Origin of the sequence: Clostridium luticellarii, assembly GCF_002995845.1 — a bacterium.
GTDB lineage: Bacteria > Bacillota > Clostridia > Clostridiales > Clostridiaceae > Clostridium_B > Clostridium_B luticellarii.
This window is the reverse complement of sequence record NZ_PVXP01000012.1, coordinates 19,177-31,381: the sequence shown is the minus strand read 5'-3', so window position 1 is coordinate 31,381 and position 12,205 is coordinate 19,177. Positions and strand designations below refer to the sequence as shown.

At 35.6% G+C, this 12,205-nt stretch carries 13 protein-coding genes and 1 other annotated feature; all 13 genes read right to left on the bottom strand.

What is annotated here, in order from left to right:
* Window positions 1-109 precede the first annotated feature (109 nt).
* The 13 genes from minC to CLLU_RS06155 all read right to left on the bottom strand — a co-directional run bounded on the left by minC (window position 110) and on the right by CLLU_RS06155 (window position 12,177).
* Window positions 110-742: a septum site-determining protein MinC gene (minC, locus tag CLLU_RS06215; RefSeq protein ID WP_106008706.1), complete on the bottom strand. Its 633-nt coding sequence runs from the start codon at window positions 740-742 to the stop codon at window positions 110-112.
* Window positions 743-895: 153 nt separating this feature from the next.
* Window positions 896-3,517, bottom strand: a complete 2,622-nt coding sequence (locus CLLU_RS06210; RefSeq protein ID WP_106008762.1) for a penicillin-binding transpeptidase domain-containing protein — start codon at window positions 3,515-3,517, stop codon at window positions 896-898.
* A gap of 107 nt (window positions 3,518-3,624) precedes the next feature.
* Complete coding sequence (gene mreD, locus CLLU_RS06205; RefSeq protein ID WP_106008705.1) at window positions 3,625-4,116, bottom strand: rod shape-determining protein MreD; 492 nt, start codon at window positions 4,114-4,116, stop codon at window positions 3,625-3,627.
* A gap of 11 nt (window positions 4,117-4,127) precedes the next feature.
* Window positions 4,128-4,988 carry a rod shape-determining protein MreC gene (gene mreC / locus CLLU_RS06200; protein ID WP_106008704.1) on the bottom strand — a complete coding sequence of 287 codons (861 nt, stop codon included), beginning with the start codon at window positions 4,986-4,988 and terminating at the stop codon, window positions 4,128-4,130.
* Window positions 4,989-4,997: 9 nt separating this feature from the next.
* Window positions 4,998-6,011 carry a rod shape-determining protein gene (locus tag CLLU_RS06195; RefSeq protein WP_106008703.1) on the bottom strand — a complete coding sequence of 338 codons (1,014 nt, stop codon included), beginning with the start codon at window positions 6,009-6,011 and terminating at the stop codon, window positions 4,998-5,000.
* Window positions 6,012-6,026: 15 nt separating this feature from the next.
* A complete protein-coding gene (radC, locus tag CLLU_RS06190) occupies window positions 6,027-6,719 on the bottom strand; it encodes a RadC family protein (protein ID WP_106008702.1) in 693 nt (230 codons plus the stop codon).
* A 14-nt stretch (window positions 6,720-6,733) separates the two neighbouring features.
* The gene (locus CLLU_RS06185) at window positions 6,734-7,312 is read right to left on the bottom strand and encodes a Maf-like protein (RefSeq protein ID WP_106008701.1); all 579 of its coding nucleotides are present in this window, start codon (window positions 7,310-7,312) and stop codon (window positions 6,734-6,736) included.
* 14 nt (window positions 7,313-7,326) lie between these two features.
* Window positions 7,327-7,587 (bottom strand): DUF4321 domain-containing protein, encoded by a 261-nt coding sequence (locus CLLU_RS06180; protein ID WP_106008700.1) that lies wholly within the window; start codon window positions 7,585-7,587, stop codon window positions 7,327-7,329.
* 179 nt (window positions 7,588-7,766) lie between these two features.
* Entirely contained in the window at window positions 7,767-8,477 is a 711-nt protein-coding gene (locus tag CLLU_RS06175) for an SPOR domain-containing protein (RefSeq protein ID WP_106008699.1), read from the bottom strand.
* 63 nt (window positions 8,478-8,540) lie between these two features.
* Window positions 8,541-9,047 carry a GNAT family N-acetyltransferase gene (locus CLLU_RS06170; RefSeq protein WP_106008698.1) on the bottom strand — a complete coding sequence of 169 codons (507 nt, stop codon included), beginning with the start codon at window positions 9,045-9,047 and terminating at the stop codon, window positions 8,541-8,543.
* A 112-nt stretch (window positions 9,048-9,159) separates the two neighbouring features.
* Complete coding sequence (thrB, locus tag CLLU_RS06165) at window positions 9,160-10,059, bottom strand: homoserine kinase (RefSeq protein WP_106008697.1); 900 nt, start codon at window positions 10,057-10,059, stop codon at window positions 9,160-9,162.
* 56 nt (window positions 10,060-10,115) lie between these two features.
* Window positions 10,116-11,360 carry a homoserine dehydrogenase gene (locus CLLU_RS06160; protein WP_106008696.1) on the bottom strand — a complete coding sequence of 415 codons (1,245 nt, stop codon included), beginning with the start codon at window positions 11,358-11,360 and terminating at the stop codon, window positions 10,116-10,118.
* 81 nt (window positions 11,361-11,441) lie between these two features.
* Window positions 11,442-11,718 (bottom strand) — a binding site (T-box leader).
* A gap of 21 nt (window positions 11,719-11,739) precedes the next feature.
* A complete protein-coding gene (locus tag CLLU_RS06155; RefSeq protein WP_106008695.1) occupies window positions 11,740-12,177 on the bottom strand; it encodes an ACT domain-containing protein in 438 nt (145 codons plus the stop codon).
* Between the last annotated feature and the right edge of the window lie 28 nt (window positions 12,178-12,205).

The window sequence follows — 12,205 nt, the reverse complement described above, 5'->3', positions numbered from 1 at the left end:
TGACTTAATAATTTGATCATTTCTAAAAGGCATGTGCCCAGAAAATAAACTTTTAAAATAGTACACCTTTATTTTATGACTATAACAGAAAAAATCAACAACGTTAAATTCAAACATATTTATTGGGCAGATAGGGTTCAACTACTATCATATCACCCTTTATCCTGGCCACTTCTGGATATTCAGGCTTGATATTATCCTCAGGTGATCTGGCAACTATATCAGAAATCTGAAGCATTTCCGGCTGAAGGCAGATAGATGCCACTATAGCCTTGGAATTACCGCTAAATCCGGCATGGGCATATCCTCTAAGTGATCCAAATACTATTATGTTACCACCTGCATATATTTCAGAACCAGCATTTACATCTCCAATTACGACTATATTTCCAGAATAGTTTATAACTTGTCCACTTCTCACTGTTCTTCTTAAAAATTTAGTTCTTCCTTCATAAATCCCGGAAAATACTTTATTGGGTTTTTCGTTGCTGTCTTCAAATATACAGTCTTTTACCAAAAATTTTTCAAACAATACATCCTTTAACCTGGCAAATTGTTTTTGATTTATGTATTTCAATTCTGTAGTTATTCTTATAGTACATCCTTTATAAAACATTCTGCCAGCTGAAAGCCTTTTAACTAAAAATTCCAGCATCTCTTCAAAATCCTTGAATTTATTCATATTTATAATTATATTTATTCCATCCCTGTTACCCTTAACCACTATATTATTATCTATCATATCCAGCCTCCATAAGTCACCTCTAAAATAATATTCAATACTTTTTCTATAAATCCTTCTAGATTTTTATCTTTATTTTTAAATATAACTTGATATGAGATTATTGTCCACATAAAATTTGCGAATAGAATATTCTATTCGCAAATTTTCCGCTTATTGATTGTTTTGTCCCGTACTGGTAGAAGCACTTATAGTTCCATTGGAGGTAAAATATGCAGAATAAATATCTCTGGCTACAGAGGCTGCTCCCACTCCTCCCTGACCACCGTCAAACAGCACTACACATACGGCTATCTGTGGTTTGTCAAGAGGAGCAAACCCAATATATTCAGCATAGTCGGTCCTGCCTACCTGCTCCTGGTTGCCAAGACTCTGGGCGGTACCTGTTTTACCTGCGGTAGTTATGGGAAATCCGCTAAATACCTGGGCAGCCGTACCACTTTCATTAACGGCATTCATTCCCTGTTTGACTGCTGCTATGGTTTCAGCTTTAACACCTGTTTTTTCTATTACTTCAGGCTTCACCTTTTCAATGACTTTATCCTCTGCATTCAGATATTGATCCACCAGATGGAGTTTATATCTGGTTCCGCCGTTGGCAATAGTGGCAGCATAACTTGCTATCTGAAGAGGGGTAAACTGGTTAAGCCCCTGACCTATGGCAGCATTTTCTATGTTTGCCGGTACCTTCAGCTGGGCATTGGCATCCGATATAGTTATACTGTACACCACATTCAGCAGGTTATCCATCTGGCTGTCACTTATGTCCTTCTTATTGTTCGGATCTGCTTTCACAAGCTCCGAAAACAACTCATTGTACTTTGACTTGTCAAAAGCACTTTTACCTTCCTTTATAGAATTCTTTATCAAAGTTTTGATGTTATTTTTAATATTTTTAACTTCAGCCGAATCACTGCTGTTGTCATATAGATCCAGAGTAACTACTTTGTGTCCATAATCATCCTGCCCGCCTTTAAGCACTTCCATAGTTTTCAAAAGATAGATATTTGAATAAGTATTTTTATTGGACACGGTATTATATACTTGTCCGAACTTTTCCGGTATCTCTATTCCAGTGGCAGCTTTTGACTTGCTGTCTGGAGATATCCCAAGTCCAAATTTCCAGGCATACTTGGCCAGAATATCATCTCCAAAGGCATTTCTGAGTTTTTCAGCCACTGTCATGAAATAGGGGTTACTGGACTTCCCTATGGCAGTTATCAAATTCACGACTCCATTTCTGCCATCTAACTCAAATTTTACAATTTTACCACCTTGATTGAAATATCCTTCATCATCCACAGTAAAGCCAGGAGTTATGACCCCGGTCTCAAGTCCTGCAATGGCCGTCATAGGCTTGAAAGTAGAGCCGGGAGGTATCAGGGACTGGGTGGCATAATTATAAAATGGCTTTGGATATATGTCATATACATCTTTTCTTATAGTGGTATTATTTTTTATGCTTTTGTCTATGGGAAAAAGGGTGTTCAGCACTTCATCCTCACTTTCACCAGGATAATTGGCCGTGATTCCACGGGACTGAATATAATTCCTTCCAAATTGTTCTAGATCCGGACTGAAATACTGGTTATACAGTTCTGAACTAAGTTTCCCAGGTGAAGCAAACAGATTTGGATCATAACGTGGTACCTGGGCCATTGCCACTATGGCTCCCGTATTCACATCAACTGCCACTGCAACACCTCTGGTAGCATTTGATGTATTGGAACGTCTCATCTTATACGGATCAGCTCTAAGACCTGCAAGAGTATTATCAAGAGAAGTTTCCGCCGCTTTCTGCACATCCTTGTCTACTGTAAGCTGCACTGTCTGTCCGGGATAAGGTTCCCTTTCACCAAGCTCTTCAATTATCCTTCCATTTTTATTGAGTTTTACTATTTTCCCGCCTTTTGAACCCTTTAACCTGTCCTCAAGTGCACCTTCTATTCCTGCCTGGCCTACATAATCACTGCTCACATCATATCCTTTTTCAGTATACTTTTCATAATCGGAAGATATCTTTGATATATATCCTATAAAATTGGAACCAAGATCTCCATTTGGATAAGATCTCAGAGGCTGGGTGGTCACGTCTATTCCCGGAAGATCATTTAACATCTGTAAAAATTTAAAAGCAGTTTCTTTGCTTATGTTGCTGGCCACCGTGGCAGGCTTGTATCCGGAAAAGCTCTGCATCTTCAGAGTATCCTTCACAATCATGAACCTTCTCTGCTGCTCCAGTGAATAGGCACTGCTTATCTTGTACTGCTTCACAAGTTTCTTGAAGGTATCCTCGGGAGATATCTTCAAAAGTTCTTTGTTGACCATACTTTTCAGTTCATCTTCGGAGATATTCTTATTCCTGCTCTTGATACTCTTTTCTATGGGCTCATTCAGACCCCTGTCCCTCTTGAATTTGATCTCAAGAGCTTTTCTGGTCTCCTCATCATCACTTCTAAATTCAAATTTGAATGGATTTATCTTCAGCTCAAAATCATCCTGCTGACTCTCGCCGCTTTCATCCAATATTTTAAATACCTTGCTCATTGTAGTGAAAAAAACCTTGTCACTCTCGTCCGTCTGGTTGTACACCAGCATATATCCCTGAGTGCTGGCAGCAAGAACATTGCCTTTCACATCTAAAATCTTTCCCCTTGGAGCTATATCGGGAATTTCCCGTATGGATTTATTGTTGGACTGTTCTTTATACTCCTGACCTTTTACCACCTGCAGAAAGAAAAGCCTTCCTGCAATGGTAAAAAAAATAATCAGCATAATCGTTATAAGCGCAGTGTATCTTGTAATATCAGAATATCTTTTATCAGAATATCTTTTTTGCCTCACAAGGTACCACCTCCACCTTTATAAATTTTGTTTCTATTTTAGAACTTCCACCTGAGCTGCATATAATCCTTTCTGCAAAAGTTATAAACTGGCTTATATATAAAAATGCACAAAACCATATCGTAAATGCCTGAGAAAAATATATTGGCCATATTCACATATGCTCCAGCCAGATAGAGAATACCCCACATCAAAATTCCCTTAAATAGAATCAATAAAAAGCAGGAAATAACAGGGACAATTCTTTTTTCCCTAAATATACTATCCCCTATAAATCCCGCTGCAATGCACACTATCATATTTGTAAAAGAATTCATTCCAAATCCCTGTGAGAAATATATATCCTGGAGTATTCCAGTAAAGACTCCTAGCCAAAGTCCTTCCCATTTTCCATTTACAATGGAGTAGCAAATTATAAAAATCAGCAGTAAACTGGGATAAAATGTTCTTACAGCAAAAAAAGGCATCAATGCATTGTCCAAAATAAACAGCCCAATTGATAGGAGAAAAAGTACTAATATTTTTTTCATTTTACCTCACCCTAGTATTTAATATCCATTTTATTTTTAGGAACTACTATGAGCAGCTCCTGAATTTTATCAAAATTTACATAAGGTTTTATTATGGCATTTTTCATTACCTTTCCCTTATCATCTTCCACACCTATTACAGTGCCAATTCTTATTCCCCTGGGATATGAACTGTCAATTCCTGAAGTCAGAATCTCGTCACCTTTTTTAATAGTGGATTCCTGGGGAAGGTAGTAAAGTTTAGCCAAATATTTATTTTCACTGTCTTTATATCCCTTTACAATACCACTATTTATGGCCCCGCTGGTATCCATAGAACTTCCCACAGTACCTCCCACTGCCAGATTCTCATTGGTCAAGCATTGAACTATGGACCAGTTGTTTTCCACATGAACCACCTGACCTACAAGTCCTTCCGCAGTAACAGCCACCATCTGTTTTTTTATACCATCTGCACTCCCTCGATTTATTGCAAATTCATCCAGAATACCATCACTGCTTTTGCCAACTATATCACAGCCTATGTAGTCATATTCCGCCTTTTGGTTTTTAAAATTAAGCTCTTTCCTAAGCTGAGAATTTTCATTTTTCAAAGTATTATATTCTATTAACCTATTCTTTAATGAATTGTTTTCCTTTTTCAACTCCTCGTTTTGACTTTTCACTTCAGAAAAATTTATTATAAAGCCCAAAAAATTTTTCATTCCGCCATTGAACTTGTATAGGACTCCTTGAACCGAATTAAAAGTAACACCTATACCATTTCTCAAAAACGATCCGTTGCCGCCCTTGATACTGAAGGGAATTAAAATTAAAAATATAATTGAAAGTATTACTATTGTCACTATCAGCTTATTCTTTAAAAATCTCATAACCTATCACTATTTTCTGCTAGCTACTATTTTGTCAATAGTATCCAGAGCTTTTCCTGCACCCAGTGCAACACAATCAAGAGGCGCTTCAGCTATATGCACAGGCATATGTGTCTCCTGATTTATCAATAGATCCAGCCCTCTCAGCATAGCTCCTCCGCCTGCCAGCATAATTCCTTTGTCCATTATATCTGATGCAAGTTCTGGTGGTGTTTTTTCAAGTGTAGTTTTTATAGCCTCAATTATAGCTACTATAGGCTCTTTCAAAGCTTCTCTGACTTCACTTTCAGTTATATTTATGACTTTAGGCAATCCTGAAATCAAATCTCTTCCCCGTATTTCCATTGACTTGTCTTCTTCATCCATTTCATAGGCTGAACCCAATTCAATTTTTACGTTTTCTGCCGTTCTCTCCCCTATCATAAGATTATATTCCTTTTTTATATAACTTATGATGGCATGATCCAGCTCATCACCGGCAATTCTCAAGGATTTGCTTGTTACAATTCCTCCCAGTGATATTATTGCAACCTCCGTAGTTCCTCCACCTATATCCACAATCATACTTCCCGTAGGTTCATTCACAGGAAGTCCAGCTCCAATAGCAGCTGCCATGGGCTCTTCCATAAGAAGTACATCTCTGGCCCCTGCATGTTTTGTAGCCTCTTCTATGGCCCTTTTTTCCACTTCTGTAACTCCAGATGGAAAACACACAAATATCCTGGGGCTTGTAAATGCTGACTTAGGACTTACCTTTTCTATAAACTTTTTCAGCATGGTATGTGTCACATCAAAATCAGCGATAACTCCATCCTTAAGCGGCCTTATAGCCACTATATTTCCAGGTGTCCTTCCTATCATATCCTTTGCTTCATTTCCTATTGCCATTACCTTCTTAACATCGCTGTTTATAGCCACCACAGAAGGTTCTCTAAGTACTATTCCCTTTCCCTTAACATATATCAACGTATTAGCTGTCCCCAGGTCAATTCCCATATCCCTGGACATTCCGAAAAATCCCATTTATATTTTCTCCTTTCAATCACACAAAATTCCTTTTTCCTTTAAACTCACATATGTTCCATTACCTATTATCAAGTGGTCAACTAACTGTATACCTAGAAGATCACCACATTTTTTCAATCTGCAAGTCACGTCTATATCTTCACTGCTGGGTGATGGATCCCCTGAAGGATGATTATGACACACTATTATAGATGCACTATTCTTTTTTATGGCATACGAGAACACTTCTCTTGGATGAACCATTGAAGAATTTAAGCCTCCAATAAATACATTTTTAATTCCCATAACCACATTTTTTGTATTTAACATCATCACCTTCAAATATTCCTGTTTCAACCCTTTCATCTCCTCCATAACCAGCATTGCTGCATCTTCAGGGCTACATATTTTACAGCTGCCGCCGTCTTTATAAGATTTAAATCTCTTCGACAGCTCTACTGCCGCCATTACTCTTGCAGCTTTTGCTTTTCCAATGCCACAAATGCCCATGAAATCTTCCAGGGTAGAATTGAGAATTCCATTTAACCCCCCACTATGCTTTATAATTCTAGTGCTCAAAGATATTATATTTTCCTTTTTATTCCCAGTGCCAAGTATTATAGCCAAAAGCTCGGCATTGGACAGAGCCTCTGTTCCATATCTGAATAACCTCTCTCTGGGTCTTTCATTTTCCGGCAAATCCATAATTTTTAACATGTCATCCATTTAAAAACTCCCTATTACAAATTTACCCCCATCCCACTTAACATATTATACAACTTATTTAAAGGTAATCCTACCACATTATAATAGCATCCGCGAATTTCTTCAACAAAAATTCCTCCACGGCCCTGTATGGCATAAGCTCCTGCTTTATCTTTATATTCTCCTATCTTTATGTAGTTTTCTATTCTATTATCATCTATTTCACTAAATTTCACAGTAGTACACACAAAATCCCTGCAAATTCTGCCTGAATTTCTATCTATAATGGATATTCCTGAATAAACCTGATGCTCATTTCCACTTAAAGATTTCAACATTTCAAAAGCCTCTCTGCTGTCTTTTGGTTTACCCATTATATTTTTCTTAAAAAATACTACTGTATCACATCCTATTACAATTGAATTTTTATCTGCAAACTTACTGCATACGTTTTTTGCCTTACCCTCAGACAACTTCTTAACATATGATGCACAATCCCCATAAAATAAAATAGAACTTTCATCAAAATCACTCACTATCACTTGAAAGTTTTGCACTAATCTTTCTAAAAGCTCTTTTCTTCTACTGGAGGCTGAGGCCAATACAATTTTCAAGTCATCACTTCTTCCTAATACTTTCTATATAATATTATAGCCATAATTATTCCTATTATAGTCATAATATTTACTTTAAAGTTCACTCCAAAAGTAGCTGTCATGACTTTAAGATTTAATACCACGGGTTCTGTCATTCCAACTGAATAAGAATCTTTAAAAAGGCTTAAAAAACTGAAATTATTTCCGATAGCATCTCCAAGGACACTTCCCAATATAGCTCCCAAAAATATAAAAAGCCATAAAAATCCTTTTCTTTTTTCCGCCCCTTTCACATAAAATCCCCTACCTTAATAATATGTCCTATATAGTTTATCATTTAATAAATATATAAACAAGTACATATATTATTGTTAAAAAAAATTTTTAAATTTAGCATAAAAATGGCAGCTGCTGGTATTCATATACCCTTACTGCCATTCCCAATAATTACCATATTTAGAATATTTCAGAATCAATTGGCTGCCACTTTTTTTAACAAATTGAATATATATATATAATTTCCCTCACTATTATCCTTTGTTATTTCCACAGGAAGCTTATTTATGTATTCCTTCAGCTGCTTTAAAACTGATTTGTTCTTATAATTTCCTGTTTCTCCTTCTGCAAGAGATGAACACCATTTTTTCAATTCTGCAGTTTGTATGGATTTTACATCCTCTGCCGAAAGTTTGTTCAATACTTTCAAGTTTGCATCTACTATCTGAATTATTTCAGTATTACAGGTTCCATCCTGTTTTATTGTAAATACCATCTTTGAAGTTTCTACATTCTGTGATCCGAGAGACTTCATAATTTTATCTGCATTATCTTCCGTAAAAATTCCTAAAAATACTCTCATCTTATCCGATTCCGTGATATAAAATGGAAGTCCGTATTTAGACAGCACTTCCTTTTCCTGAGCTGCATTATTTTTATCCTTGTAAATACCGCCTTGAACAGCTGCAAATTTCACGTCTTCATTTTTTAAAATTGAACTGCTCCCAGATTCACTTTCTGTCTTATTCTTAGATGTACTGGTATAATTTAAATCACCCGGACTTTTTATTATAACCTGAAATATAAAAGTTCCCAATATAAATGCTGAAAAAAGTACTATAAATATCAAAATCATAAAAGTCTTAGTACTCTTGTCCTTTTTTAAATCGTATCGTGTGTACTTCATTTTTTCACTCCCAAATTAATAGTTTTTATATATACTATTAATTTGTGAAAAAAAATATTACCTTTAGGCCCCGATTTTTCTCATAATTATCATATCCATATACTTGTCATTCACATTATAAAAATTTTTTACCCTTCTCACGGCATTAAACCCCATACGCTTCCAGAAATTCAAATTTCTAATTTCATTTTTGATTATTCTCGTAAAAAAAACAGATGTATCATATTCTCTTGAAAAGTAATCCATAAGTTTCTTTAGTATGGTATTCTTCAAACCGGAATCATCAGATATCTTATCCAGATTGAAAAACCATATCCACAGCTCATTTTGAATTTTAAATTCAACTCTGCCCTTTAATATACCTATTAGCTTCCCTCTCTTTTCTATTTTTAAGAAAAATTCGCATTCACTTATATAACTTTCCAAAAACCTTTCTGTAAGCTTATCCAAATCTGTCTCCTCACGGGCAAAGGTATTTTTCATCTCCATCCATTTTTTTATTCTTGTTAAGTCCTGCTGCCATACATTAGAAATTTCTATACCTTTAAATTTCATTTCAATCTCCAGCATAGCTTCACCTCTTTTGTATATTAAATTATTAATTTTAAAATTCTACACAGGTACTTAAAATTCCTCTATTTCATATTATATCTTAAGCTATGCTGTTTTTTTACAGAATCTGTCAGCCTGCAATCTTGACTCCCTCCAGATCAGGTTCAAGTGATATCACATTCCATTTATCCTCGAGCTCATCTAAAAATTCTCTCATTGCTTTTATAAATTCATCTACGTTTCCATCCAACACCGCCATAAGTGTAGAGCCGGAACCACTTATAAACTCACCCACAGAGCCAAGTTCTCTTGATTTTTTAAATATGGCATCTGAATTTTTTATCAAATTTTTTCTATAGGGCTGATGTACCCTATCTCCAAAGCATATCCTCAGCTTATCAAATTCACTGTTATAAAGAGCACTTATAAGCATGGCAGATCTTGATATATTGAATATGCAGTCTTCTTTTAGATAGGTATCCGGAAGTACTTTTCTGGAAAGGGCAGTACTGACTTGAAAAGAAGGTATCATAGCAACGAATTTAAGCTTATTGGGAATGGACACCTTGGAGTATTTTATTTCTTCTCCCACTTTCAAAGATACAACCATACCTCCCAAAACAGCAGGAACCACATTATCCGGGTGGCCTTCTATTTTTGTAGCCAAATCAATTATATCTCCCAAATTCATGCTATTTCCCATAATTGCATTGGCAGCGGCTATTCCTCCCACTATACAGGCTGAGCTGCTTCCCAGCCCTCTGGAGATAGGTATGTCGCATCTAATTACATTTATTTTAAATCCACTATAGGGATATTTTTGTCTATCCATAGTCTCAGCTATACTTTTATATATAAGATTATCCTTAAAATCTTCCTCCGACTTCAAATTGTTATTGTATATTTCAGTCTGCCTGTCTACCTCTTCAACTTCAATCTCATTATATAATTTTAAAGCCATACCTAAAGTATCAAATCCAGGTCCCATATTTGCAGTAGTTGCAGGTATTCTAACTTTCACCTTAGTCATCTCTAGATTCCTCCCTAATTGTATGAATTTTATATCTTCTATCACAATATAACTCGTTATTTATCCAGAACCAAAAATTTTTTTACTGATTGGGCATATTTATCACTTTTCATTTTTTCAATATAATCATTCAGCACATCTTCATTATCAGCACTCACAAAAGCTGCCACTTCATTTTTATTGCCGCAAAAACCATTTGATAAAATATAGCAGTTTTTGAAGTTTACAGATATACTCTCTATAATTTTCATTCTGTCACAGGTCTTTACTCTCATGAACCAATTGCTTTTTGATTCTAAATTTTTATTTATATTTGCTTTTTCCGCACTGAAAATAATGGATTTCTCCTTTTTGTGCTCAATTATATCAGCTATATCTCCAAAAACCGCACTGGCTGTCGGAAACATTCCTGCACCTTTACCGGAAAACATGACATCTCCTACTGCATCACCTTCTACCAAAATTGCATTGTATTCATCTTCGATCCTTCCAAGCACTGAATCTTCCTTCACCATAACCGGCATAACAGAAGCATATATCTTATCACCGCAGACCTTGCTGATACCCAAAAGTTTTATATTGCATTTTTTATGCTTTGCATACCTGAAATCTTCACTGTCAATTTTCACTATTCCTTCAATATTTATATCCTTCCAGCTTACCCTGCGGTTATAGGCAATAGTGGATAAAATAGAAAGTTTTCTGGCCGCATCATACCCTTTCACATCCGATTCAGGATTGGCCTCCGCAAAACCCAATTTCTGTGCAAGTTTTAGTGCACTCTCATAACTCATCCCATTGTGATTCATTTTAGATAGTATAAAATTTGTAGTTCCATTCAATATGGATTTTATACTTCTTATCTGATTTCCCACCAGGCATTCATTTATTGATTTTAATATTGGTATACCTCCTCCTACGCTTGCTTCAAAATGAATAGTAACTCCATTTTTTCTGGCAAGTTTCAGCAGCTCGTATCCGTACTCTGCAATTAGATCTTTGTTGGCTGTAACCACATGCTTTTTCATATTCAAAGCCATTTTTACATATTCATAAGATGGATCAAGTCCTCCCATGGCTTCTACTACAATATCTACTTTTGCCTTAAATATATCCTCTATATTATCCGTTAAAAGCCCCACGTTCTTGTTGCTCATATGCCTCTTCATATTTTTCACTAAAATTTTTGACAGTACAAGTTCCTCATCCAGCTCATCTTTAAATTTGTATTTGTTTCTCAATATCAATTCGGCTACACCACTGCCTACAACTCCATATCCTAACATTGCTATATTTACCATTTAATAAGCCTCCTTTTTATTTAATTTAAATTGGTAAAATGTAAAATCATAAAACTCAAGTTAATAAAAAAACTCACCCCACCATGGGACGAGTCTACCGCGTTTCCACCCAAATTAACAGTAATGCCGCCAAACAAAATATATACCCCATAAACTGTCATACAATCACTTATATGCAGTACAAATCACTGCTATCTTCATGCCTTTAACGCAGACCTGCGGAAATATCTACTATTTAAACTTCAATATACAACTCAAAGGTGGTTTTCAAAAATTCTTTCCTGAGGAATATTTCAGCCTGTGAATTCCTCTCTCTGTAGGCAGTTTATCATCTACTCTTCCTTATCATAGCCTTTATTTTAAATTGACAATAGCTTTTTTATTCTACTGCAACTAAGTTAACTTTTATGACATTTTTTAAATTCCTTATATACTCCAACAATTCATTGATTTCCACTTCCAATTTGGAAGCGTCGAAAGTTATAGATACAGTAGCTGCATTATTGATAGGTATATCCTGATTTATAGTAAGTATATTGCCTTTTTTCTGAGCTATTGTATCAAGTATTTTGGATAAAGTTCCTGCCCTATGGGCTAAAACCAATCCCATGGTTATCTTGTGACCAATTATGCCTTCAGACAACGTAAAAACTGAATCTTTATATTTATAATAAGTACTCCTGCTTATACCAGCCTTTTTTACTCCCTCTGATATATCCTTTACCTTTTTAGTCCTCAAAAGTTCTTTTACCTTTACCACTTTGGCAAATACTTCAGGAAGTATCTTGGTATCAATTATAAGAAATTTAGCATTCATAAAACCCCGTCCTTGTTCGCAATCAAAA

Bases quoted from the DNA above. Each gene is read 5' to 3' on its own strand.
- radC (WP_106008702.1), bottom strand. From the start codon at position 6,719: ATGGATGACATGTTAAAAATTATGGATTTGCCGGAAAATGAAAGACCC.
- thrB (WP_106008697.1), bottom strand. From the start codon at position 10,059: ATGACTAAGGTGAAAGTTAGAATACCTGCAACTACTGCAAATATGGGA.
- CLLU_RS06160 (WP_106008696.1), bottom strand. From the start codon at position 11,360: ATGGTAAATATAGCAATGTTAGGATATGGAGTTGTAGGCAGTGGTGTA.
- CLLU_RS06175 (WP_106008699.1), bottom strand. From the start codon at position 8,477: ATGAAGTACACACGATACGATTTAAAAAAGGACAAGAGTACTAAGACT.
- CLLU_RS06195 (WP_106008703.1), bottom strand. From the start codon at position 6,011: ATGGGATTTTTCGGAATGTCCAGGGATATGGGAATTGACCTGGGGACA.
- CLLU_RS06170 (WP_106008698.1), bottom strand. From the start codon at position 9,047: ATGCTGGAGATTGAAATGAAATTTAAAGGTATAGAAATTTCTAATGTA.
- minC (WP_106008706.1), bottom strand. From the start codon at position 742: ATGATAGATAATAATATAGTGGTTAAGGGTAACAGGGATGGAATAAAT.
- CLLU_RS06210 (WP_106008762.1), bottom strand. From the start codon at position 3,517: ATGCTGATTATTTTTTTTACCATTGCAGGAAGGCTTTTCTTTCTGCAG.
- mreC (WP_106008704.1), bottom strand. From the start codon at position 4,988: ATGAGATTTTTAAAGAATAAGCTGATAGTGACAATAGTAATACTTTCA.
- mreD (WP_106008705.1), bottom strand. From the start codon at position 4,116: ATGAAAAAAATATTAGTACTTTTTCTCCTATCAATTGGGCTGTTTATT.
- CLLU_RS06155 (WP_106008695.1), bottom strand. From the start codon at position 12,177: ATGAATGCTAAATTTCTTATAATTGATACCAAGATACTTCCTGAAGTA.